Below are 25,462 nucleotides of genomic sequence, written 5' to 3' on the forward strand. Positions count from 1 at the left end.
GCATAAGATGGACTGGAAAGACTTCATGGTCGAGACCGAGGCCAATATTGGTGCATTCTCGAAAGAAGTGCCCGAAACCGTGCATGGTTTCGGCATCATGGGTAAGGCGGCCAAAACAGATGGTGCGCTGAGTGAAAAGACAAAGGAATTCATGGCGTTGGGAATTGCCATCGCGACGCGCTGTGACAGCTGCATCGGCTTCCATGTCCGCTCATTGGTGCGGCTGGGTGCGACCCGCGAAGAGCTGTGCGAAGCGCTGGCTATGGCCACCTATATGGGCGGCGGTCCGTCTTACGCCTACAGCGCCAAGGCGTTGAAGGCGTTTGATGTGTTTTCAGAGTAATAGACCGGTACGCGGTCCGATTTCATTGGATGGTTCTTGCCATGGCAGTCACCGAAATCCGTGATGAAGGGATGCGAATTGGTGGCGAGATCATCTTTACCGCTGAGACCATCCCGGTTCACTACCCCTATACCAATGAGGTCGTGGGCCATGTGCCCGCAGGGCAGGCTGAACACGCGCGCCGCGCCTTCGAAATTGCGGCCCACTACAAGCCCGAACTGACCCGCTATGAACGCAGCCAAATCCTGCAACGGGCTGGAGAGCTGATTGGTGAACGTCGCGATTACCTCGCCAAATGGCTGGTGCTTGAGCTTGGCATCTGCCATCAACACGCGATCTACGAGACCAAGCGCGCGCAGGATGTCTTTCAATTTGCGGCGGCCGAGGCACTGAAAGATGACGGCGAAATCTTTGCGTGCGATCTGACCCAAAACGGTAAAGCCCGCAAGATTTTCACGATGCGCGAGCCTGTGACCGCAATCAGCGCGATCACTCCATTCAACCATCCACTCAACATGGTCAGCCACAAGGTTGCTCCGTCGATCGCCACCAATAACTGCATGGTCTGCAAACCGACCGAGTTGACGCCTCTGACCTGCCTGACGCTGGCCGATATCCTTTATGAGGCAGGCCTGCCGCCTGAGATGTTTCAGGTGGTCACTGGCTGGCCACAGGACATTGGGAATGAGATGATCACCAATGAAAACATCGACATCATAACCTTCACCGGTAGTGTTCGCGTGGGCAAGATGATCGCAGAGAAGGCGGTTTACAAACGTCAGGCGCTGGAGTTGGGAGGTAATGATCCACTGATTGTTCTGAATGACCTCAACGATGCCGATCTAGACAGGGCAGCAACGATCGCCGTAGCCGGGGCCACCGGCAATTCGGGACAACGCTGCACTGCGATCAAGCGAATACTGGTGCAAGAGAGTGTCGCGGACACCTTTGTGCCTTTGGTGCTGGAGAAGGCCAAAAAGATCAGATTCGGAGATCCGCAGGATCCTGAGACCGAGCTGGGTTGCGTGATCCACGAGGAAGCGGCCAAGCTTTTCGAAGATCGTGTTCACTTGGCCCAGAAAGCGGGAGCAGAAGTCCTTTACCACCCCGGACGTCAGGGCGCGCTGCTGCCGCCGATCGTGGTCGACGACGTTCCCCACGACTCTGCGTTAGTGATGGAGGAAACTTTCGGCCCCATTATTCCCATCATTCGCGTGCCCGACGACGATGACGAGGTCATGCGCATCTCGAACTCTACTGTGTACGGCCTGTCGTCGGGGGTATGCACCAATGACCTGAACCGCGCAATTGCCTATATCAATGGGCTGAACGTGGGCACCTGCAATATCTGGGAACAACCCGGATACCGTATCGAAATGTCCCCCTTTGGCGGCATCAAGGACTCGGGCAATGGTGTCAAAGAAGGGGTCATCGAGGCCATGAGGTTCTTTACGAATGTCAAAACCTACTCGCTTCCTTGGCCCGGTTGAAGACTTGTTGAAGATTGCAATGCACACCACTAGAGATTCATGCTCACTCAGCCATGAAATGACCGCTTGAGCCCTTCGGCTCTTGGCGTCATATGTGCCTTCGAACGCACGCGCGATGCCCCGAAACAAGGAAATACCTCATGCAAAAGGTTCTGATCACAGGTACTGCCGGATTTATAGGTTTTCATCTTGCCAAGCTTTTGCTTGAAAACGGTTGCCGGGTTCACGGCTTTGACGGGATGACTGATTACTACGATGTCCGCCTCAAACAGAGCCGACATGCGCTGTTGCTGGAGAACCCAAATTTTTCATGCGAGGAAGGGATGCTGGAAGATACCGCCAAGTTCGACCAGATCGCTGATGCTTTTGAACCGGACGTGATCATCCATCTCGCAGCGCAAGCTGGCGTCCGATATAGCCTGGAAAACCCGCGCGCCTATGTCGAAAGCAATGTTGTCGGGACGTTCAACGTGATGGAAGCTGCGCGGCGGCACAAAGTGCGGCATCTGCTGATGGCTTCGACTTCGTCGATCTACGGGGCAAATCCTGACATGCCCTTCGACGAGTGCGAAAAAGCAGATCATCAACTCACTATGTACGCAGCCACCAAAAAGGCAAATGAAGCGATGGGGCATTCCTATGCCCATCTTTGGGATATACCGACAACCATGTTCCGGTTTTTTACGGTTTATGGCCCGTGGGGACGCCCTGATCTTGCATTCTTCAAATTTACCGATGCAATCCTCAACGACCGCCCGATAGACATCTACAACCACGGCGACATGTATCGTGATTTCACATATGTGGATGACCTGGTGCGCGCAATCTCTCTGCTGATCGACGTTGTGCCTGTTCGCCCCAAAGCCCCCGAAGACATCGCCGAAGGTGACAGCCTGAGCCCGGTCGCTCCCTATCGCATAGTGAACATTGGAAATTCAGACAAAGTGCGTTTGTTGGATTTCATCGACGCCATCGAAGAAAGCCTCGGCAAACCCGCGATCCGAAACTATATGGAGATGCAGTTGGGCGATGTGCCTGCAACTTGGGCCAATGCCGATCTGCTGCACCGCCTGACCGGTTATCGCCCAAAAACCGAAATCAAGGACGGCATTCAGGCCTTCGTGGACTGGTATCGCGTATATTACGGTAAATAGAACCTGCCTAAACCTGAATTCGCCGGCGACAGCACCGATTAAACCGTCAGCGCGATCAGATCGCTTTTTTCAGTGCCTCGATTATCTGCTCTTGCGAATTCTCCTGCAGATACGGGTGCATCGGCAGGCTAATCACTGTTGCGGCGGCCTGATCGCCAACAGGCAAGTCGGCATTTGGGTCAGAAACAGCTGGTTGCTTGTTCAACGGCAGTGGATAATGCACAGCGGTCGGAACCCCGGCGTCTTTGAGCTTAGCTTGCACATCCTCACGATTGTCCACGCGTATCGTGTACTGCGCCCAGGCGGTGGTCGCCCCCTCCATCAGCGTCGGAGCGGCGATATTGGTTTCCTTCAGTAGCACTTTGTAACGGTCCGCGACGGTGTCCCGCAGGACCAGTTCATCCTCGAAAATATCCAGCTTGCACAGCAGGATCGCAGCCTGCAACGTGTCCAGACGGCTGTTAACGCCAACCCTGATATGGTGATAACGCCGGTCCTGCCCGTGCCGGGCAATCTGGCGAAGAATAATGCTCAGATCATCGTCCGAGGTGAAGATCGCACCACCATCGCCGTAGCAACCAAGGGGTTTCGATGGGAAAAAGCTGGTGCAGGAAATCGTTGACAGGTTTCCTGACCGTTTGCCACGCAGCGATCCGCCGAAGCTCTGTGCGGCATCCTCTATGACAGGTAGGCCGTTTGCCACAGCCACCTCGTTAATTCGTTCGAAATCAGCAGGTTGGCCATACAGCGACACCGGTATAATTGCCTTTGTCCGGGGTGTGATCGCAGCGTCAAGCTTGTTGGGATCAAGGTTATAACTAGTCTGGTCAATATCGACATAAACCGGCTTTGCGCCCAGCAATCTGACGGCTTCAGCCGTGGCGATATATGAAAATCCGGGCGTGATGACCTCATCCCCCGGCCCGACCTCAAGCGCCATCAAGGCAATTTGCAATGCATCCGTTCCATTGGCGCAAGTGATGCAATGTTTAGCTCCCGTAAAGGCAGTCAGCCGTGCCTCTAGTTCAGCCACTTCTGGGCCAAGAATGTACTTTCCATGCGCCAACACATTGGCAATGCCAGCATCAAGCTGATCCTTGATACGTTTCTGTTGTTCCGCCAGGTCAATAAATTGCATCGCTAAAACGCCCTATTGGTTCTTGAGGAATTTCTGCAAGCTGTACCTCTGCAGTTTCCCATACATAATCCGGCACCGCTCGACCATGTCTATTCGTCGGCAAAGACTTAATACACCGGGTCTGTTTGGCACGGATTACCGCAGTACTAATAACTGGGCGGACCGTTTCCGTGTATTGCCCAGTGCCAAAAACGTCATGGGTGGTGGGACAACATGCAGACGATCCGTTTGATCAGAGTACCGTGCCGCTCATCAGCTTCGGATGCTGCTCACCTTTGCTTGCTTCGATCGAGGCGTTGCGGATATGGCTGACCATCGCAATTGCAGGCCGGTTTTCATTCAATCCAAACCCGTTCCCGTTCAGAATCTCTTCGTAGCTTCGCGTGTGCAAGTCGGCAAATCCGCCCGAGAATTCGATCTCTTCCCCATCAATAGTGATGGAGCGATAGGTTCTGGCTCCGGTTTCTCGCGCCTCTGCCGGAACGTCATTTACGTCCAGCGACAAGAACCAACGGCACCGGGCGTGTTCAAACTCAAGATAGCCCGCGGCCTTGGTCGGGGCATTGAGATGCACATGGTTCGCCTGAAGGTCTCCGAAGAGGAAGTGCAGCATGTCAAAGAAATGCACGCCGATGTTGGTGGCAATACCGCCAGATTTGCGGACATCCCCTTTCCAGCTCTCCAGATACCAACGTCCACGGGACGTGATATAAGTCAGATCGACCTCGTACTTGGTATCCTTGGGGCTGTTTCGAATCTTGTCCCTAAGAGCAATGATCGAGGGATGTACGCGCAACTGCAGGATCGTGTTTACGGTCTGTCCGGTCGCCTGTTCGATCGCTTCCAGGCCATCGATATCCTCTGGGTTCAACACCAGCGGCTTCTCACAGATCGCATCGGCGCCAGAACGCAATGCAAACCGCATGTGGCTGTCATGGAGGTAATTCGGCGAGCAGATCGAGACATAATCAATTTTGCCCGCTTCGCTGCGACGTAACATGTCAACATAGCGATCAAAACGCTCAAACTCTGTGAAAAAATGTGCATCGGGGAAGTGGCTATCGATAATCCCAACGGAATCGCTTGTGTCCAGAGCAGCCAACAACGTGTTTCCGGTATCCGTTATCGCCTTCATGTGGCGCGGCGCGATGTATCCTGCGGTTCCTATTAATGCAAAGTTGCTCATTCGGTGCGTCCCAAGTGCTCAAATTGTGCTACAGCGCTTCCAAGAAATTCTTTGGGAAGTCAATAGAGGAAGGCATTTCAAGCATCGCCAATCAAGCTGGAAACCCCGATCAACCTCTGTTAGAGCGGTTCGGAATTGTCAGAGCTAGATTGATCTTCGACCGATGTCAGACACCCGCCCCAAATCTCAAAAAACCGTATTCTGTCTTACCTACCACGAGATAACGGCGGATGCGCGTGTTCTCAAAGAAGCGCGCGCGCTTCAAGCAGCGGGCCATAACGTACATATCTTCTGCGACTGGCCAGGGGGCTTGCCGCAAGAAGACAGCATCGATGGCATTCGGATCACTCGATTCAACTGGCAGTCTTGTGAGAACATCACTGAAAAATTGCTTGAACGTTTCTCGTTTATGGAGCGCACGTCCGCTCAAGTCGAGCAACGTGTCGTACCGTATGTCGAATCCGCTATTCAGCTGAATTCTTTGAAAACCTGGTTGAAGACTTTTCTGACGGACGAAGACGTCCAAAAGCTTGACCCGATGTACTACAAAAACTTCGGCGGTGATGAAAGGCGGGCTAGAAAACTCGTACACAAGCGGCTGCTTTGGAAAACACGGCTTGGACTTGGATTTGGAAAAGGCCCGAAAAACCTCAAGTCATTTATGTTGATGGCCCGAAAAGTCAGAGAAAATTTCTTTAAACTCTATCAGTTGGAATCATTGATTTACGCAGAAAACCTTTGCCACCTTAAATTTGATGAGGTCCCTGATGTCATCCACGCTCATGATATATATTGTCTCCCTGCAGGCGTCGTACTTGCCAGGCAGTTCAACGCAAAACTTGTTTATGACGCCCATGAGTATGAGCCCGCGCGCGCTACAAAGAATCCGTCGAATGGATCGAACTTTGCAGAAAACCTAGAAGACGATTGCCTCCCCTTCGTCGATTATATGATCACCGTATCGTCGTCCATCGCAGATTTGTATGCCAAACGCTTCAAAGATAGTCCGACACTTATCCTCAATGCTCCAGAGATAGATGTCGACTACATGGATAGTCGTAAAGAAAAGGCGTTGGATCAGCTTTCTATCCGTGCTCAGGCAAACGTTGCTGACGGGGCGCCCTTGATTATTTTTACTGGTGGCATTCAAATGTCACATCGTGGGTTAGATAAAGTTCTTGAGGCTTTGGTTCATCTTCCCGAAGTCAAGTTAGCTTCGATGGGCCCACGGCACCTCCGAAACGACAAGTGGTTCATGAGTGTCGCTCATGACCTAGGTGTGGATGATCGAGTTACCTTGCTTCCACCTGTGGCAGCTCCAGATGTACCAGTCGCAATTAGTACAGCAGACCTCGCTATATGCCCGTTTCAGAACGTATCGCTCAATCACCGCTACGCAATGCCTAACAAGCTTTTTGAAGCCGCATTTGCTGGCGTACCAATATGTGTTTCAGATCTTCCAGAGATGCGTCGGTTTGCGGAGTCTCTCGGTTTCGGACGAGCAATGGACGAAACAGATCCTCAGAGCATTGCTGAAGCTATTCGGGATGTCTTGGACCATCCCGAACGCTTTACGTTAAGCGTCGACAACAGAAGGAAGCTTTGGGAGACCTACAGCTGGCCTGCGCAAGCCAAGAAGTTGGCGGCGCTCTATGAAGGTATTTAAACTCGCGCGGCTAGTATCTGTGCGATTTGTTGCGAAGCGGTTCCATCACCATAGATTTCTATCTGATTTCCGCTAGTCCCTATCGCACTTAGCATACCATCCTCGATATCCCCTTCTATGGGCGATACGATACGATTCCAGCCGCTTTCAACAAGCTCAACCCATTCTGTTTCCGTTCTAAGAGTTACGCAAGGGACGCCGTAGAAATACGCTTCTTTCTGCACTCCGCCAGAGTCCGTAGCAACCAGCACCGCATTGCTTTCTAGAGCGACCATATCCAAGTAACCGACTGGGTCTATCGTTTGGACATGTTCGAATTTACGACCGATTCCTTTTATCCTTGCGGCAGTACGTGGATGCAATGGCAAGACAACCGGATGTTGATTTGCAACCGCCTCCAGACCATCAACAATGTTTGTTAACGTTTCTGGCGAATCCGTATTTTCAGCTCTATGGATCGTCGCAAGTATGAATCCGTTTGCGTCTAACCCAATGTCAGCCAAAATTGTTGATTTCTGCTTGGCCTTTTCACCGAAGTGTAGTGCTGCGTCGAACATCACGTCACCGACTTCAAAAATTTTGCTCTCCGAAATGCTTTCTCTTCGCAGATTTTCCACAGCGTCGCTGGAAGTCGTGAACAGAAGGTCGGAAACGTGATCCGTTAGAACTCGGTTCGTTTCTTCGGGCATCTTTCGATTAAATGAGCGCAGCCCGGCCTCTACGTGCGCCACCGGGATATGAAGTTTTGAGGCGACCAATGCACCAGCCAATGTTGAATTCGTATCTCCAAAAACAAGGAGCGCATCTGGTTCATGTTCTTGAATGACGGGTTCAAGTTTCTGCATCATCAGTCCTGTCATGGCACCATGACTGCCTGAGTTCACCGATAGGTTGATGTCGGGTTTTGCAATTTCTAGTTCGTCGAAAAAAATCTTAGACATCGAATCGTCATAGTGCTGTCCTGTGTGAATCAGCACCTCTGTTACTCCCGGCATGGAACGAAGTGCTCTGCTCACCGGAGCCAATTTAATAAACTGAGGGCGCGCGCCAACTACAACTGCGATTTTCACGGTAGCTCCAAATAAATAATTGCCTAAAACCGCGCTAACACACGGCCAGTATAAATTCCACGTGATATCTCGTGACTGATTTACTGACGCGGGTTCAGATTAACTTAACAGTAGGGTCAACCTTCATAACCAACAGATGACGGCCGCCACGAGAGCAATGGTAAAGGGACAGACCTCTGGACAGCGCTTGAAGCGCGTCGCCAAGCGCCTGCAGCCCTTTAGCCCGCCGAACACGATCTCGATGCGGTTTCACCGCTCGTATCTGCGTTTTGGCATATTTGACTGGGGTCTTGCGTTGCTTTCGACCCGAAATGCAGGCACGTGCCCCCTCGTCTCACAACGCTTCTCGGGTCCAGTCAGCATCGTAGCCGCGATCCCCGAACTGCCATTCGAATTAGGAAAGCTGCCAAGCAGCGAGTGTGCACCAACGTCGTCGCTGAATTGTCCGGCGGTGACAAGCAGATTGACCGGTAGCCACTAGCTATCGCAGATCGCACGCAGCTTGGTGTTCATACCGCCCTTAATTTGACCAATCAGACGACCACATCCCATTTTGGCAGCCATACTCGTCGCGGTATGGTGCAATTTCGGATGGATTGCACGATCATAACAGTCTTTTGCTTGCAGTGTTCGGCAGCGAGCCCAGCCATCATCCGCGCGAAGATGCCTTTCTCGTTCCTAAGTTTCCATCGGCTACAGAGCGTCGAAAGGACCGCTCATATCAAAGCTCAGCTATCCGAGCTGCTAAATATACAGTGCTAACAAAATCGATGCATCGTGACACTAGAATTGATACGCGTGAGGCGATCCTGCTGTCAGCTATATAAACCTGATACTACCACTAACAGCCCTTTTGGCCATGCGACGACGAATCCCGTTTCCACGCATAGAGTACTTGTTTCTGGTACTCTGTGTCGGTGTAGCGCTTCCATATGCCATATTCTTCACTCGGGCCCGATTTCGGATCCAATTTTATTGGCTGATACATGCGTCAAATGCGATGTTTCTCGCGACACCGCGGGAGCTTAGCTTAGACGCACAAATGATACTTAGACAGCTTTGAGGAGTTATCTTGCTAGTATTTTATTATTGCCTAAGATACTTGTTAAATTAGTACACCTGAGCCTACGCGCTTGTAACTTTGCCAGCTAGAAGAAGCTACCGGATGCTTTGCAATAAACCGGTGCCAGAAGAAGCAACCCGAGTGGCACCTACGCATTGTAGCGTCAAATTGGCCAGAGATTAGCAATGCATATAAATCACCCCCACCTCATTATCGCAAATAGCTGCACGGGCTTGAATCAAATATATTTTGCCGATTTCAAGGAGTTGATTTCAAACGTGAAACCTCATGCTGTCTGGAGCAAGACTGTATTATGTTAAACCGGCAAACCACATCTCCAGACACATTGGTGGTTGATCTCGACGGCACCCTGCTCAGATCAGATATGCTGCACGAAAGTTTCTGGGCAGCTTTCTCGTCAAACTGGCGCACACCGTTTCGCGCAATAAAGGCGTTGGGCGCGGGCAGATCAGCTCTAAAACGCGAACTGGCCGCGCACGCAGATATCGACTCGTCAACCCTCCCCTATGATTTGAAGGTCATTGAATATATCGAGAGTTGGCGTAGAGCGGGAGGGCGAACCGCCCTGGTTACTGCTAGCGATCAAAAAATTGCCGATTGCATCGCGAAGTATCTTAATATCTTCGACGAAGTATATGGCTCAAATGGAAAGCAGAACCTCAAAGGGGCTAACAAGGCCGCTTTCTTGGAGGAGCATTTCGGTTCGGGGCGTTATGCCTATATGGGTGATGCGACAGCGGATTTGCCCATCTGGGAACATTCCAGCCAAGCAGTCACGGTGAATGTCTCACCGTCTCTGCGCAAAGTCGTCGACTCGATTGATACGCGTGTTGAACACCTCCAAACTAGTCAAACTAGCTTTAGCTCTTACCTACGGGCGATCCGGCCACATCAATGGCTGAAGAATATTCTCGTTTTCTTACCAGCCTTTGCGGCACATGATTTTTCGGCTTCTGCAATATTACATAGCCTCGGGGCTTTCGTTGCGTTTTCACTAATCGCATCAAGCGTGTATGTGACGAACGACCTTCTGGATCTACGCGCAGATCGAGCCCATCCGCGTAAACGAGAAAGACCGTTTGCATCAGGTGCGTTACCCATTTCGCATGGCGCGCTGATGCTCGTGGTGCTTATGGGGGCAGGAACGGGAATAGCCACGCTCCTGGGTTGGCCCTTTGTATTTGTTATGGCAGTGTACTTCATCATTACAACGGCATATTCGCTATCGCTGAAGCGCCGTATGATCATCGATATTTGTACGCTGGCCGCCCTGTATACGATGAGGATCACCGCAGGGGCTGTGGCCACAGGCATTCCGCTATCGGTATGGCTCCTAGTATTTTCTTCATTCTTCTTTTTTTCATTGGCTGCCGTCAAGCGGCAGGCCGAACTAATCGACAATGCAGCGCGTGGCAAGTTGAAGGCTGAAGGCAGGGGGTACCAGGTCGAAGATTTGCCTGTAGTCTCAATGATGTCAGTTGCCTCCGGCTACGTTTCGATATTGGTGATGGCACTCTATATAAATTCTCCTTCCGTGATGGTTCTCTACTCCAAACCCCTAGTTTTGGGAGCGATTTGCGGCATCTTATTTTATTGGATATCACGGATAGCGATGCTAACGCATCGAGGACAAATGCACGATGATCCAGTTGTTTTTGCAGCGCGTGACCGCACAAGCCAGATTTGCGTTATCCTGATGGTTAGCTTTGTTATCGGAGGCACAGTATTGTGAGTGTGGAGGTCCTAGTATTTCGGTATACGGTCTTCGCAGTCTTGGCGACCATAGCCAATTTGGGAATGCAGCGCTTGGTACTGTCGATCAATTCGTCAACCTGGGGATTTGCATCTGCTGTCTTTTGCGGCACGTTTGTGGGGCTTCTAATCAAGTACTTCCTAGACAAGCGCTGGATCTTCGCCGATACATCACGCAGCATCCGCGCGCACAGTCGGAAATTTACTCTCTATACCACCATGGGAATTGTCACGACATTGATTTTCTGGGCAACAGAAACCACGTTCTGGGTGATCTGGAAATCCAACTTGATGAGAGAAATCGGAGCGATCATCGGCCTGACAATTGGTTATGTGGTTAAATACCATTTAGATCGCCGATTTGTCTTCACAGACTCGCAGAGAGCGAAACCAGCATGACGCTTGAAGGATGGGGCAGATTTCCCGTCTACCAGGGCACTTCCGAGGCTCCGCGGAACGAGGCGGCATTGTCTGCATTGGTATCCGAGCATGCCGTCATTGCCCGTGGAAATGGCCGTGCCTATGGGGACAGCGCCATTGGATCGAATAAGACCGTTTCGATGCGTCATTTCAATCGGATGCTCTCATTTGATGCGTCAGCTGGCATTCTAGTCGCCGAGGCGGGTGTATTGCTGGCTGATGTGATATCAACATTCCTTCCACGAGGTTGGTTTCCTTCTGTGACACCGGGGACGAAATTTGTCACGCTCGGAGGCATGATCGCTGCGGACGTGCATGGGAAGAACCACCACAAAGAGGGCAGTATTGGCGCGTTTGTGGACTGGCTTGATGTCGTCACACCAACAGGTAGGATAGAGCGCTGTTCGCCGCAGGAAAATGCAGATTTGTTCAACTGGACCACCGGTGGAATGGGGCTTACGGGTATCATCTTGCGCGCAGCTCTTCGTCTACGCCCAGTCGAAAGCGCCTGGATACGTCAAACCTTGCGACCGTTGCCAAATCTAGATGCAGCGCTTGATGCATTTGAAGCAACTCAGGACGCAACATATTCGGTAGCGTGGATCGACTGCCTAAGCCGGGATGACAAACTCGGTCGTTCTCTTTTGATGCTGGGGGAGCACGCCACGCGCGCCGATTTATCAGGGGACAAGTTGAGGTATCCTTTCGAAACTCCAACGAAAAGGAAATTGTCCATTCCGTTCGACTTTCCGCAAGGATTTTTAAACAGACTGTCTGTGCGAGGGTTCAATGGGCTCTACTATTGGAATGGCTCTCGCGAACGTGGCGAAACACTGGTGGATTGGGACAATTATTTTTATCCACTCGATGCTATCCTCGGCTGGAACAAGATCTATGGGCGCAAAGGACTAATGCAATTCCAATGTGCGCTACCTCTGGAGCACTCCAAGCGCGGCCTGACTGCGCTACTTCAAGCCACATCCGCCGCCGGGGCCGGATCTTTCTTGGCGGTGCTAAAGCGGTTCGGCCAGCAAGACAGCGCATTTTCTTTCCCAATGCTAGGCTACACATTGGCTCTCGATTTCCCGGTAAACCAGCGAACGCTTTCGCTGATGTTGCGGCTCGACCAAATCACGATGGACCATGGCGGCCGGTTCTATCTGGCTAAAGACAGCCGAATGCCCGCCGATACTTTGCACCGTTCTGATCCACGCGCCGCTGCTTTCGCCGCCCACCGCGATGAAGCCGGGCTAAGCAGCAGTTTTCGTTCAAAACAATCAGAAAGGCTCAAAATATGAGCAAAGGTGCAGTGCTGATCTTGGGGGCACGATCCGACATTGGTCTTGCGATAGCCCACGAATTCGCAAAAAGCGGTCATCCAATACAGCTCGCACTGCGAGATCCCGCACAATTTGAAGCGGCACAGAAGGATTTGCTTTTGCGTTATAATGTACAGGTCACTCTTCACGCCTTTGACGCTCTTGCATTAGAAACTCACGCAAGTTTTGTCGACGATCTACCCGAGCTCCCCCAGATCGCCGTTTGTGCGGTTGGACTAATGGGTGACCAAGTAGAGAATGAACAAGATGTGGATGCTGCAGTGACAGTCATGCGATCCAACTATGAAGGGCCCGCCAGCATTCTGGCTGTCTTGGCAAATCGCTTCGATCAACGCGGTTCGGGCAAAATCGTTGGTATCAGCTCTGTTGCAGGTTTGCGCGGGCGTGCCACCAACTATGTCTACGGCTCGGCCAAAGCCGGATTCACGGCCTTCCTTTCCGGTCTGCGTAACCGCATGGCTCGTCGGAATATCCATGTTCTTACGGTTCTGCCAGGCTTTGTGGCCACGCGAATGACAGAGGGCATGGACCTGCCTGCACGTCTTACTGCGGCGCCAGAAGAAGTAGCAGAAGCCATTTCTCGCGCACTGATCAAAGGACGCAACGTGATTTATGTTCGTTCGATTTGGAGGCTGATCATGATGATCATCACCCTTATTCCGGAAACAATCTTCAAAAAAATGAAGATCTGAAGAGTAAATATGCAAAAAAAAATGTTGAGTTCCCTCAATCTATCGCGCAGCTCCATTTTATCCGAAAAAGGTATTTTGCATATTTTTACATCGCAAGAAAACTCTAAGGCAAAATTCAATATCAGGCGACTGCGCGAGTTTCGACGGAACATTACTGAAAGACTGTGGATGGGAAATCTACTCGTTTAGTACTTCTGCTAATGCCTAGGGTCAGGACCCATTGATTTCCGCCTTGCGGCCTGATTCACTGTTCACAAAACGAATGGTGAATATGTCTGATCTCTTCTGGTTGAACGACGCGCGGATGGCGCGTCTCGAGCCCTATGTCCCAAAGCTCCTTGGCAAACCTCGCGTCGATGATTGGCGCGTCCTAACTGGAATTATTTTCATCAACCGCAATGAGTTACGCTGGCGGTGCGCGCCTTCGGAATACGGCCAGACAAGACCCTGTACAACCGTTGGTAACGGTGGAGCGGTAAGGGTATCTTTTCACAGATGATGAACGATTTGGCCGCTGAGCGCGGCGAGGAGAAGATTGTTATGATCGACGCGACCTACTTGAAACCCACCGAACGGCGTACAGTTTGGGCGTCAAAAAGGGGGTGTGGTGATCTGATCGATCGCACGAAGCGCGGCTTGAATACTAAGCTGCACGCCATCTGCGACAGCCAGGTGCGTCCGCTAAACCTCTCTGTTGCTGCCGGTCAAGTCAGCGACCATGATGGTGCGCGGGCTTTGCTGAGCAGCCTGCCAGATGTCGACTACCGCTCGGGGGCCGAGGTTGTGACGCTGATTGGTTTCGAGAAGCGTTGAAAGACAAAGGGATACGGGCCTGTACCCCCGGTTGAAACCAGTGAATAACTGCGGACAAATACGACATGTGAAGATAATAGCGGCGCACCCGGATCGAGATCATGTTCGGCAGGCTCAAGAATTGGAGGCGTGTAGCAACCCGATACGATCGCTGCCCCAAAGTCTTCCTATCGGCAATCGCGCTCGCCGCAACCGTCATCTATTGGCTATGAGCACTGAGCCCAACTGCCGTTCATTTCCCAATAGGGGAATCAAACGCTTCTGTGCCTAGCGAGATTACAATCGCCAAATCTGTTTGCGACCCAAATACCCATTGCCTTTTTCAACAAAGCAACTAGTAGAGACGCGACTTCGTATTTGGGGCCCCTCTGACTATCCTGCGCAGACTTAGATAAAGAGCGATTTTATCATGACACAGACATCACTAAACAACCTGCTACAAAAGCTTACTGCGAAGCAGGCTGTGATCGGGATTGTTGGACTGGGATATGTCGGACAACCCCTGGCCCTCAGATATACCGAAATTGGATACCGGGTCATTGGCTTCGACCTGGATACCACAAAGGTGCAGAATTTAAACTCCGGTCACAGCTCAATTGAGCATATCGACGATGACCGCATTGCAGAGGCGCGAAAAAGTGGATTCGAGGCCACTACAGATTTCTCGCGCATCGCTGAGGCGGATGGCATTATGTTGTGTGTACCAACTCCACTCAACAAATATCGCGAGCCAGATCTGAGCTTTGTCACCGATACGTGTGACCAAATATCAGATCATTTGCGTCCGGGTCAGGTTATTGCGCTGGAAAGCACAACTTATCCAGGCACAACCAAAGAAGAAGTTTTGCCTCGGCTTGAGAAGAACGGCCTCAAGGTCGGCGAGGATATTTTTGCGGTCTACTCACCTGAACGGGAAGACCCAGCCAACCCGGATTTTACCACCAATACCATTCCAAAGGTTGTCGGCGGGCATACAGGCGCCTGCCTGAAAGCGGGTATCGCGCTTTATGAACACGCAATTGATAAACTCGTACCAGTCAGCTCGACTGAAACTGCCGAGATGACAAAGCTTCTGGAAAATATCCACCGGGCGGTAAACATTGGCCTCGTGAACGAGATGAAAATCGTTGCTGACCGCATGGGGATCGATATTTTTGAGGTCATCGACGCGGCCGCGACCAAACCCTTCGGGTTCACGCCTTACTATCCGGGTCCGGGACTTGGAGGGCACTGCATCCCTATCGATCCATTTTACCTGACCTGGAAAGCACGTGAATACGGCATCAACACACGCTTCATCGAATTGGCCGGTGAAGTGAACACGGCGATGCCGGAATATGTGTTTGGCAAACTCGCCAATGCGCTGAATGATCGCAGCAAAGCGATTCGTGGCAGTAAAATTATGGTTTTGGGCATCGCGTACAAAAAAAATGTCGACGACATGCGTGAGAGCCCTTCTGTCAGCTTGATGGAGCTGATCCGAGACAATGGCGGAGACCTCAGCTACTCGGACCCCCATGTGCCCGAGTTTCCCACGATGCGGGAACACTTCTTCGAATTGTCATCTGAGACCCTTACCCCTGAGGTTCTGTCGGAGCAGGATGCAGTTATTCTGGCGACCAATCACGATGCCTTTGATTATGAGTTGATCAAAAAACACTCGAAACTCCTCATTGACACCCGCGGTAAATACCGTACCTCTGAGCAAAATATTGTTCGTGCTTAAATGAAATCGTGACCGGCTTTGCCGAGCAGGGCAGGAACACCTGGCGGATGGTACTTAGGAACGGCTGTCGCTCGTATGACCGCTTACGCGGGACCAAAACTCTGAATGGTTTGACGGTGTCCTAAGCGCTGGATGAATGCGCTGAGTATTGGACCCGCAAGGCAAAAATGTCGGCACTTTCCTGCCATTCCAATCAATTCATAGGTACGAACACCGCCTAAACAACTGGCGGCGCCTGAAACGCGCGTTGTTCCGGTGCAGGTAGGCAGATATAGTTACGGGAAATGTCAGGCCGCCTTCGGGTACAGGAAGATTGGCTGTTGACGAGTTCCAATTGTGAGCAATCAAGGGCCAAAACGCGTGAGCTTGAAAAACCGCAACACCCCGCCTCAGCGCCATGAGCTGCGAAAGGTGCGTAATCAGGGGAACAGTTTCCTGGCGCTTGCCTTCATTTTCAGCGTTTTTGTCAATCTGCTTATGCTGACCGGACCGCTGTTCATGCTGCAAGTGTATGATCGGGTCCTTGGGTCACGCTCGGTCGAGACTTTATCAGCGCTATTTCTGCTTGTCGCGCTGCTTTATGCGCTGATGGCGATGTTGGACTATGCGCGCGGCCGAATTGTGGCTCGGTTCGGAGCGCGATTTCAATCAGCACTCGATGAACGCGTGTTTGAAGGGACCATGCGACGCGCATTGTTCCCACAGGTTCGATCAGCACCTGCGACTGCATTGCGAGATCTAGAATCGATCCGTGCATTATGTGCCTCGCCCGTTTTGTTGGCGGTAATGGACATCCCTTGGACTCCAATCTTTGTGGCTGCAATTTTCCTGTTCCACCCGTTGCTAGGCTGGTTGGCCGTCGCAGGCGGAACGCTTCTGGTTGTTATCGCCCTACTAAACCAAGCGTTGACCCATCGCAAAGTGGCAGATGCTCAAATCGCCTCTGCCAAAGCAAATGCATTTTCTGAACACGCCAGACAAGCTGCCGAGGTCGTCAGATCTCAGGGCATGCAGGAAGATGTCTCAAAACGCTGGTTGAACCAACGCACCGAGGCGCTTTCTCAATCCATATCCGCAAGCGACTGGACCGGCAGCTTTACTTCGTTGACTAAGTCTCTGCGGCTGTTTTTGCAATCCGCCATGCTGGCGCTTGGCGCGTTGCTGGTTCTGCGCAACGAAATGACGCCCGGTGCTATGATTGCTGGCACGATCCTTCTAGGTCGCGCTTTGGCTCCGGTCGAAATGGCGGTGGGTCAATGGTCGATGATCGAACGCGCGCGCACGGCATGGATTAACCTGAACACATTTCTTGATTCAACGCCCCCCGAGGCGTCGCGCACCAAATTGCCCGTTCCCAAAGCACATCTTGTCGCAAAGGGCCTGACGGTGATCCCTCCGGGCGCGAAGACACCGACACTACGGAATGCGGCACTTGAGTTGCGCCCCGGCACAGCTCTAGGTGTGATTGGTAAAAGTGGGTCTGGCAAAACGACCCTAGCCAAAGCGTTGTTGGGCCTTTGGCAACCGGCGGCAGGGGAAATTCGTTTGGCCGGCGCTACACTTGATCAATACGACCCTGATGATCTTGGGCAACATATTGGCTATTTGCCCCAGCAAGTGACGCTGTTCAACGGAACGGTTGCTGAAAACATCGCCCGGATGTCACAAACCCCTGATCCCGAAGCGGTTGTTGCAGCGGCGAAAACAGCCAATGCACATGAGCTGATTCTGGGGCTTGAGAAAGGATACGACACCTTCCTTGAGGGCAATGACAGCCAGCTTTCCGGTGGGCAGAAACAGCGGATTGCATTGGCGCGCGCTCTATATGGCAATCCGGTATTGTTGATTCTGGATGAGCCAAACTCGGCCTTGGATGCAGACGGAACCCTCGCCCTGAACAACGCGGTCCGCGAGCTCAAGAGCGCGGGCAAATCCACGATCATCATGACGCACCGGCCTCAGGCGATCTCGGAATGCGACGATCTTGTCGTTGTCGAGAAGGGCCAGATCGTCAAATCCGGTGGGCGCGATGAAGTTTTGAACACGATGGTCCAAAATGCCAACGTTATCAAAAGGCACCTGAACAAGGTGGGTGAATAATGGCAGACAAGAGTTCACGTCCCGTTTGGAGTATTAAAGCGCCCGCTTTTGTCGGCCTTTTGGCTCTGGCAGTTTTGATCCTGGGACTGGGATTATGGAGCGTCCGCACTGAGCTGGCCGGTGCTATTATCTCGCAAGGTGTGATCGAAGTTCAGAGCAATCGTCAGGTCATCGAACACCCCGATGGTGGCGTTGTAGGCGAGATATTCGTACGTGACGGTGACGCAGTGGCGCGTGGGGACATGATGCTGCGGCTTGACGATACGTTTTTGGCCTCGGAGCAAACGATCGTGGAATCTCAGCTATTTGAGTTACTTGCCCGAAAGACCCGGCTAGAGGCTGAACGGGATGGTGCGAACGCAGATACGTTAAAGCAAAATCTGCAAGAGCTCAAAACCCGCGAATCGATCGACGACGATCTGTTGGAAGGCCAACAACGTCTGTTCAACGCCAGGTTGGAAACGCTGACCCAGCAGATCGACCAGCTTGGGAAACAGAAGATACAGATCCAGAACGAGATTGAGGGGACGCAGGCGCAATTGGCGTCACTGAATACTCAGGTCGAATTGATCAGAACGGAGCTCGAAGATCAGCAAGGTTTGCTTGATCGCGGCCTGACTCAGGCCAGCCGCGTTTCTGCATTGCAGCGGGAAGAGGCGAATCTAACAGGGCAAATCGGCAGCCTCGAATCCACAGTTGCGCGACTGACAGGCCAGATCGCCACGACCGAGATTCAAATTGTTGAATTGCAGGCCACGCGGCGCGAAGAAGCCATCACCGAGCTTCGGGATGTGCAGTCTCGCGTTGTAGAACTGGCAGAACGTCGTCTTTCCCTTTCCGAGCGTTTGTCGCGTCTAGACATCCGTGCACCCGTCGCTGGCACAGTTTACGACAGTCAGGTTTTTGCCATCCAGTCTGTGATCCAGCCGGGTGAGCCGATGATGTATGTAGTGCCGCAGGATACGCCCTTGTTGGTCGCAGCACGGGTGGATGCGTTGCATGTGGATCAGTTACATCGCGGGCAGGAAGTCGCCCTGCGCTTTCCCGCATTCAATCAACGCGACACGCCTGAGCTGAATGGCCGTGTGATCAATGTATCAGCAGATTCATTCACAGATGAGACAAGCGGCTTTACCTTCTACCGTGCTGAAGTTGTGCCTGACGAAGGACAACTGGACCGTTTGAATGGTCAGGAACTGTTGCCAGGTATGCCTGTCGAAGCCATGATCAAAACTGATGAACGCACTCCGCTTTCTTACCTGGTCAAACCATTGGCAGATTACTTCTACCGCGCGTTTCGAGAATAGCACCGGTCACGCAGTCGCATTCAAACTGCCTCGATATTGCCAAGCAGTATTGAGGTCATGTCGACCGACAGATCACTATCAACAATTGTGACCTCTGCTCCGGTTTCGTAGGTGACGTTGCTGCGTGAAATTTCGGATAGATCCGCATTTGCATCCAGAAAAACCCACTCAGCGTTGTGCTCAGAAGGCTGGCCAACCGCAACCTGAAGAATTGCCAGCGCATCCAACGCGTTTACCGATCCATCCCGGGTGATATCGGCCGCAATGTAATTTTCGGCCGTTGCCGGACCCCATGTCGGATCAAGGCCAACCGACATGCGCAAAACCTGCAATGCATCCAGCGCTGTTATCTCGCTGCTTGCCGTTGAATACGATTTGATGATGTCCAATTGGCCGGAAAACGCGCCGTCTGGTAGATCCAGATCAAATTCACCTTGTGCATTTGCCTGCGCAACAATTGCAGACCCTCCGTCTGGGGTGAACCGGATTTCAGCATTTCCCAACGCTGCGTTTGGAGTCGTCGAATTCAGCGTGAACCCACCAGCTACCCCGTCTGATGAGTTGTTATCCGGCCCGCTACCCAGATTGACAGGAATATGATCGGGACCACCAAACCCTGCGCCGAATACCTGCTCAGTTGTCAGGGACGTGCCATTAGCTGAAACAAGTTCTATCGTTTCGTCGCGATAAGCGATTTGGGCGCCTTGAGCGGTGGAAGTGAAATCCAACTGCGCTGGGGTGCGCAGAAATGGATAATCGGTCAGATCCAAACGATCGGTGCCGGCCTGAAAGTCCGTGATCACAGTCGGGCCACTTGTTTGACGGATCACAAAGATGTCCGCGCCAGCACCACCCGTCATGGTCGTGGAACTAGTGCCCGTAATCAGCATATCGTCCCCTGCTCCGCCGTCCAGAATAGTGTCCAGTACACCGCCTTTTAGCATGTCGTCCTGCGCGGTACCGGTTACTGTACCGAAGCCTTCGACAACAATTCCAAGGTCGGCAATCGATACGCTCAACTGAGTGAGCCCTGCATCCTGTTGAGATGATACAAATATCTGCAGCTCATCCCCCATATGCGCAACGCTGATCGTTTGGACATTTTGCAATCCACTGTCCAGGGTATCAGCAAAACTATCCATATGGATGAGCTGCCCGTCCGGCGTCATTGTAAACAGCGTGATCCCATCATCCCCGCCCCCAGCCACCACGAACACCCGACCATCAACCTCAAGGACTGAAAGATCCTGTACAGCTCCAAACCGGGTATGCAGGGTGTCCAGAATATGATCCGTCGGTTTTATCTGCCCGCTGGCGCCCAATTCCATAACGCTTAGCGAATTGCTTTGCGATCCGGCCACAACAATCCATGACTTTCCATAGGCTTGAATTGTCTCAACCGCCGTAGGAGAACTGATGCCCAGCGTTTGGATATCGTCATTACCGGCAACCTCAGAGAGCACGCCGCTGCCTTGATCGATCGAATATGACGAGATTGTTCCACTGGTTGTATCTGCGCCGACAATGAAATGATTCGACCCCGATTGCAGGGTCTGAAGCGTACTGGCAGACGCGTTGATGCTATGCTCCGGGCTCAGCGATCCATCACCATTAATACTGTAGGTGCCGATCTGGCCTGTGTCCTCATGCGCAAGCGCAAGCAAGTCGCCAGCCCCAATCGTCACCTGAACCGCTGCAGCGATATCCCCGCCGCCCATCAAGGCATTGGTTTCTTGCAAGGCACCGATAGTGCCATCCGCGTTTAGTTCATAACCCACAAGCCCTGTGGCAGTATCGAGGTCGAGGACCAGTTGATTATTGCCCGCCAGATGAATCGGGGTTCCGCTGCGCCCGACCTGATGGGCAATCGAGGCATCGAAATATTGTTGGTCCTGTTCTTGTGGGCCAGCCCCCTCCACAAGGTGCCAAGACACGAGCCCTCCCCCAGGTCCGCTCGTGCTGTAAAGATACGTTTCCCCGTTAAACGTTTTTAAAGCCGTATCGCCGATACCTGAATCGAGCGCTGCGGTCCCCGTTGCCACCACTCTTTCGAACTGAAGCATCATCGCCCGTTACCCCCTGCCACCCCTGGCAACACATACAGGATGAAACGATGTTCGGTTCTGAACCAGAACAGAAATGTGGTGAAAACAAGGACTTCAGTTCCAGATTAACTCAAATTTTTCGCAGCGGTCGAATGGCTCAGAAGATCAAACCACAGACCAGATCGACCGAAAACAGCATATCACGCAACGACCAGCGTCCATCTAATGAGAGGGCAAAATGACCAAAGATACCGTTTCGACCAGTAAATCGACCACGGACGCCGGGCCCGATGCGCAACGTACGCGCCATATCCGCAAATGGTTCGACAAAAAACTTCAGCGATGGGTAGGACGCGGGGTTGCTGGCGGCCTTGGCTCGACACTATTCGCATTACCAGCTCTTGCGCAGGCCACCGATGAACAGCTTGCGTCTCATCAGTTTGCTGAGTCAATTCCGGGCGTTCGGGTGGCAAAGCTGCTTTCGAATGGCGACGTGCAGCTGAAACTGACAGATGGGCGGACGATTGTTGTCTCTGCCGAGAACGTACAGATTCTGGAAAACGGCACCATAATGGTTGCAGATGAAGTCGTCGGCGAAATTGCACAATTAGGTCTAGCCGCAGAGGCCGCAGGTGCGACCGCAGCGACCGCAGGTGGCGTAAGCGGTGCCGGGCTGGCCTTGGGCGGGTTGGGAATAGCCGGTGCTGCAGCTGCCGGTGGCGGAGGCGGCGGCGGTGGAGACAGCGACGATGAAACTGATGCCGAACCCACCGTTACCCCCTCACCTCCTCGACCGCCCAGCCTGAACCTGGCTGAGCTGCAATCAAACGCATTGAGCAATCTCAGCAGCCAAACAACAGCGCCGGATGGAACAACGACTGTCGAAGTTACCATCGGATCGGTGACAAAATCAGTCACTCCTGCAGGCGACGGAAGCTGGAGCGTTTCACTGACGCAGGCCGAGGCAGCGGCCCTGCCTCAGGGGATCTCGGATGTTTCCGTGCGCCATCTGGATGGTAGCGGGATGGAGCTATCGGCTGAAACCGCAAGGTTCGACGTTGATACCATTCCGCCGGTCCTGACCATCGATACATTCTCGGCGGGTGCGGTAATGAATGCTGCAGAACAAGGTACAAATCTCGAAATCTCTGGCACAACGGATGCCGAGAATGGGCAGACCGTAACGGTAGCGATTGGTGGGCAATCCTATAGTGGCACCGTTTCGGACGGCGGCTGGAGCGTTTCGGTGCCCGCTTCAGATCTTACCACGCTGCCAGACGGGTCAAGCGTCACGGTGACGGCTGATGTATCGGATCGCGCAGGGAACCCAGCAGCTCAGGCCAATGGAAGTTTTGACACTGATCTGACCGCGCCTGATCTGACACTAAACCCAGTGGGTGGCGGTTCAATAGATCTGGCCGATGTCGTTGGGGATCTTGTCTTGTCGGGCACGACCACAGCTGAAAACGGCCAGGTGGTCAATGTATCTTTCGACGGTCAGGATTACACGGGTTCTGTATCGGGCGGCAGTTGGTCAGTGACGATCCCGAATGCCGATTTGTCTGGTTTGGCAACCGGTGTGCCCGCATCCGTTTCAGTTGCCGTCAGCGACACAGCAGGCAATTCGGCAACACCGATATCGGTATCCGTTCCGGTCGATCTTACGGGCCCATCAATTGCAATCACTCCCTTGTCGGTCGGGGCTATCCTGAATGCGGTCGAAACCGGATCTGACCTGGTCGTAAGCGGGACAACAGGGAACGTAACCGACGGGCAGCAGGTAACAGTAGCCCTTGATGGGCAGACTTATACCGACTCGGTCTCGGGCGGCAGTTGGAGTGTGACAATCCCCAGCGCCGATCTCATTGCGCTTGCCGATGGCGGAGACTTCAATATCACAGGCGACGTGACGGACGCCGACGGCCTTGTCGCCCCGCAAGCCAGCGTCAACTTATCCAAAGATGTCACCGCCCCAACTCTGAGTATCGACAGTTTTTCGGACGGAGCGGTTTTGAATGCTGCGGAACGTGGTACGGACTTGACCATTACGGGCACTACATCCGCCGAAGATGGTCAGACAATCACCGTAAATCTGAACGGCCAATCCTACACAGGACAGGCCTCAACCGGGGGGTGGTCGGTGAGTGTCCCCTCGGCGGATTTGGCGGCGCTACCCGATGGGGCTACGATCAGCGTGACAGCGGATGTATCGGATGCCGCCGGCAATCTGGCGATACAGGCGACCAACAGCTTCGACACGGACTTCTCCGCCCCGTCGCTCGCCATATCATCACTCTCAGATGGAGCAGTAGTCAACCTGACCGAACAAGCAACGGATCTGGTGGTCTCGGGAACTTCTGATGCGGCCAATGGTACGCAAGTTTCGGTACAGATCATCCAATCCGGAGGTGCGGTTCTGACCGGCGGAACCGCCACTGTAAATGGTGGCATCTGGACATTCACAGCGGCTGCTGCCGATTTGAGCAGCCTGCAGGACGGGCAAACGTATGACGTGAACGCCTCAATCACGGATGCGGCTGGCAACACGAATGCTGCGACGACCAGTTTCAGCACCGACCTCAGCGCACCAACAATTGCATTGAACCCGCTTTCGGTTGGATGGGTTCTGGATATCGTTGAACAGGGAACAGACCTCAATGTGTCGGGGACAACAAATGCCGAGGACGGGCAGATTGTAACGATTAGCCTTAATAGCCAGACCTACAGTGCGGTGGTTTCTGGTGGCTTGTGGAGCACAAGCATTCCTTCGGCGGATTTGGCCAGTTTGGCCGATGGAGGCAATTTTGCGGTCACGGCATCGGTTCAAGACGCCGCAGGAAACCCGGCAACCGATGCGACAACCATGTTGGCCACGGATTTCAAACCTATCCTCTACATCGATGATGTGGGTGCCAATAGTGCCGTGTCGCTGATCGATGCACAAAACACTGGAATGACCGTATCAGGCAGTTCCGCAGGCCTGTCTGCCGGACAAGCGGTCGATCTCACGCTTAACTCGGTCTCGCTTGGTTCGGCCACAGTTGCAGCCGATGGGAGCTGGACCCTGTCCGCGCCTGCTGCAAGCTTTGCCTCGATTGAAGCGGGAGACGCCCTCGATTTCGCGGCACAGGCGACAGTCGCAGGCGGCCCCGATCCTGATCCGGTGTCCGAACAGGCAATTGCTCATGTTCCGGTGGCCTACACCATCGTTGAAGCCGGTCGCAGCGGAACGACAGTGACGTTCGAGGTCTACGCAGATTCCGATCGCGATATCTCAAGCGGTCTGGCCTTTACCGCCGAGCTGGGGTTCGATCCTTCGGTGGCGACCTACGATAGCGGCTCCGAGACAGAAAACCCTGACTTCAATCTCTTTCTGGCTAACCCGAATGGAGGTTCCGCAATCAGTTTCGCGGGCGCGGCCACGAGCTATGGGGATTTATCGCAGCCTGTGGTGACATTTACCATGACAGTTCAGAACGCGAACCAACCCATCGTCTTGACGTTGACCACTCCAGACGGAGGGCCATCACAGCTCCATCTCGGCACCAGTGGGAATGATACCATTACGGGCTCGGATGTTGATGATGTCATCCGCGGCAACCAGGGCGACGACACCATAGATGTGTCCGGGGGGGGTCGAGACGTCATCGTTTTCGAAGCTGACCCATCTTCAAATGGCATTGATACGATCAATGGTTTCACACTGGGCCCAGCAGCCAGCGTTTCTGACGCCTTGATGTTCCAGGGGTTGAATACCACATCGCTTCGCGGCGACGGGACCGGTGTGGAGACCTTGGTGGCCGGCGGCACAATTGGTGCCAACGCCGGTTTCATCGGGCTGGAGACCACGCTTTCGGACCTTGATCTGGATACAATCACTAGCGCAGCCGAAAACCTGAATGGTGCTCAATCAGGTGATGAGATGTATCTGCTGGCAACGGACGGCACTGACAGCATTCTGGTCAAGGTTGACTATTCTGGCCCAGATTCGGCGTCGGTCGAAGCGCTTGCACAGTTCGACGGCCTTTCCGATCTGAGCAGTTTGTCCGACGACAACATCCTGATCACCGACCCAACTGGCGCTTCGGCCTAAACGGCGCACGTAGCTTGGGGCGATGCACAAATGTAGCCTCGCC

General features: G+C 53.0%; 16 protein-coding genes and 2 pseudogenes. 13 read left to right on the forward strand and 5 right to left on the reverse strand.

Annotated elements, in window-relative coordinates:
• Positions 1 to 7: 7 nt before the first annotated feature.
• The 3 genes from ACR0AY_RS09420 to ACR0AY_RS09430 all read left to right on the forward strand — a co-directional run bounded on the left by ACR0AY_RS09420 (position 8) and on the right by ACR0AY_RS09430 (position 2,987).
• On the forward strand, positions 8 to 343 hold the full coding sequence (locus ACR0AY_RS09420) for a carboxymuconolactone decarboxylase family protein (RefSeq protein WP_170407357.1): 336 nt from the start codon (positions 8 to 10) through the stop codon (positions 341 to 343).
• Between the two features lie 41 nt (positions 344 to 384).
• Positions 385 to 1,833 carry a phosphonoacetaldehyde dehydrogenase gene (gene phnY, locus ACR0AY_RS09425; protein ID WP_170511902.1) on the forward strand — a complete coding sequence of 483 codons (1,449 nt, stop codon included), beginning with the start codon at positions 385 to 387 and terminating at the stop codon, positions 1,831 to 1,833.
• Between the two features lie 140 nt (positions 1,834 to 1,973).
• Positions 1,974 to 2,987, forward strand: a complete 1,014-nt coding sequence (locus tag ACR0AY_RS09430; RefSeq protein WP_170511904.1) for an NAD-dependent epimerase/dehydratase family protein — start codon at positions 1,974 to 1,976, stop codon at positions 2,985 to 2,987.
• Positions 2,988 to 3,042: 55 nt separating this feature from the next.
• On the opposite strand, the gene ACR0AY_RS09435 is transcribed toward ACR0AY_RS09430, so the two are convergent.
• Entirely contained in the window at positions 3,043 to 4,125 is a 1,083-nt protein-coding gene (locus ACR0AY_RS09435) for a DegT/DnrJ/EryC1/StrS family aminotransferase (RefSeq protein WP_170511905.1), read from the reverse strand.
• Between the two features lie 232 nt (positions 4,126 to 4,357).
• Positions 4,358 to 5,311, reverse strand: coding sequence for a Gfo/Idh/MocA family protein (locus tag ACR0AY_RS09440; RefSeq protein WP_170511907.1), 954 nt, complete (start codon positions 5,309 to 5,311; stop codon positions 4,358 to 4,360).
• Positions 5,312 to 5,474: 163 nt separating this feature from the next.
• Here ACR0AY_RS09440 and ACR0AY_RS09445 point away from each other — a divergent pair, with 163 nt between their 5' ends.
• Complete coding sequence (locus tag ACR0AY_RS09445; RefSeq protein WP_170511909.1) at positions 5,475 to 6,977, forward strand: glycosyltransferase; 1,503 nt, start codon at positions 5,475 to 5,477, stop codon at positions 6,975 to 6,977.
• On the opposite strand, the gene wecB is transcribed toward ACR0AY_RS09445, so the two are convergent.
• Both wecB and ACR0AY_RS09455 read right to left on the reverse strand, forming a co-directional pair.
• Positions 6,974 to 8,047: a non-hydrolyzing UDP-N-acetylglucosamine 2-epimerase gene (gene wecB, locus ACR0AY_RS09450; RefSeq protein WP_170511911.1), complete on the reverse strand. Its 1,074-nt coding sequence runs from the start codon at positions 8,045 to 8,047 to the stop codon at positions 6,974 to 6,976. The two genes, ACR0AY_RS09445 and wecB, sit on opposite strands and share 4 nt — an antisense overlap.
• A gap of 123 nt (positions 8,048 to 8,170) precedes the next feature.
• Positions 8,171 to 8,751: pseudogene (locus ACR0AY_RS09455) on the reverse strand (IS5 family transposase); the annotation flags it as partial.
• Positions 8,752 to 9,423: 672 nt separating this feature from the next.
• Between ACR0AY_RS09455 and ACR0AY_RS09460 the strand changes: the two are divergent.
• The 8 genes and pseudogenes from ACR0AY_RS09460 to ACR0AY_RS09495 all read left to right on the forward strand — a co-directional run bounded on the left by ACR0AY_RS09460 (position 9,424) and on the right by ACR0AY_RS09495 (position 19,281).
• Positions 9,424 to 10,863 (forward strand): UbiA family prenyltransferase, encoded by a 1,440-nt coding sequence (locus ACR0AY_RS09460; protein WP_170511912.1) that lies wholly within the window; start codon positions 9,424 to 9,426, stop codon positions 10,861 to 10,863.
• A gap of 2 nt (positions 10,864 to 10,865) precedes the next feature.
• Complete coding sequence (locus ACR0AY_RS09465) at positions 10,866 to 11,282, forward strand: GtrA family protein (RefSeq protein WP_480454111.1); 417 nt, start codon at positions 10,866 to 10,868, stop codon at positions 11,280 to 11,282.
• A complete protein-coding gene (locus ACR0AY_RS09470; protein ID WP_170511916.1) occupies positions 11,279 to 12,601 on the forward strand; it encodes an FAD-binding oxidoreductase in 1,323 nt (440 codons plus the stop codon). The genes ACR0AY_RS09465 and ACR0AY_RS09470 overlap by 4 nt, the downstream gene beginning before the upstream one ends.
• On the forward strand, positions 12,598 to 13,335 hold the full coding sequence (locus ACR0AY_RS09475; RefSeq protein WP_170511918.1) for an SDR family oxidoreductase: 738 nt from the start codon (positions 12,598 to 12,600) through the stop codon (positions 13,333 to 13,335). The genes ACR0AY_RS09470 and ACR0AY_RS09475 overlap by 4 nt, the downstream gene beginning before the upstream one ends.
• Before the next feature lie 271 nt (positions 13,336 to 13,606).
• Positions 13,607 to 14,360 (forward strand): annotated as a pseudogene (locus ACR0AY_RS09480) (IS5 family transposase).
• A gap of 251 nt (positions 14,361 to 14,611) precedes the next feature.
• Positions 14,612 to 15,874 carry a nucleotide sugar dehydrogenase gene (locus ACR0AY_RS09485; protein ID WP_480454060.1) on the forward strand — a complete coding sequence of 421 codons (1,263 nt, stop codon included), beginning with the start codon at positions 14,612 to 14,614 and terminating at the stop codon, positions 15,872 to 15,874.
• A 360-nt stretch (positions 15,875 to 16,234) separates the two neighbouring features.
• The gene (locus ACR0AY_RS09490) at positions 16,235 to 17,974 is read left to right on the forward strand and encodes a type I secretion system permease/ATPase (RefSeq protein WP_170394562.1); all 1,740 of its coding nucleotides are present in this window, start codon (positions 16,235 to 16,237) and stop codon (positions 17,972 to 17,974) included.
• Positions 17,974 to 19,281 carry an HlyD family type I secretion periplasmic adaptor subunit gene (locus ACR0AY_RS09495; protein WP_170511922.1) on the forward strand — a complete coding sequence of 436 codons (1,308 nt, stop codon included), beginning with the start codon at positions 17,974 to 17,976 and terminating at the stop codon, positions 19,279 to 19,281. Before ACR0AY_RS09490 ends, ACR0AY_RS09495 begins: the two co-directional genes overlap by 1 nt.
• Positions 19,282 to 19,301: 20 nt before the next feature.
• Here ACR0AY_RS09495 and ACR0AY_RS09500 read toward each other — a convergent pair whose 3' ends face one another.
• A complete protein-coding gene (locus ACR0AY_RS09500) occupies positions 19,302 to 21,215 on the reverse strand; it encodes a M10 family metallopeptidase C-terminal domain-containing protein (protein WP_480454062.1) in 1,914 nt (637 codons plus the stop codon).
• 349 nt (positions 21,216 to 21,564) lie between these two features.
• On the opposite strand from ACR0AY_RS09500, the gene ACR0AY_RS09505 reads away from it, so the two are divergent.
• Positions 21,565 to 25,419: an Ig-like domain-containing protein gene (locus ACR0AY_RS09505; protein WP_480454064.1), complete on the forward strand. Its 3,855-nt coding sequence runs from the start codon at positions 21,565 to 21,567 to the stop codon at positions 25,417 to 25,419.
• The last annotated feature ends 43 nt before the right edge of the window (positions 25,420 to 25,462 follow it).

The organism is Ruegeria sp. A5, from assembly GCF_056543005.1.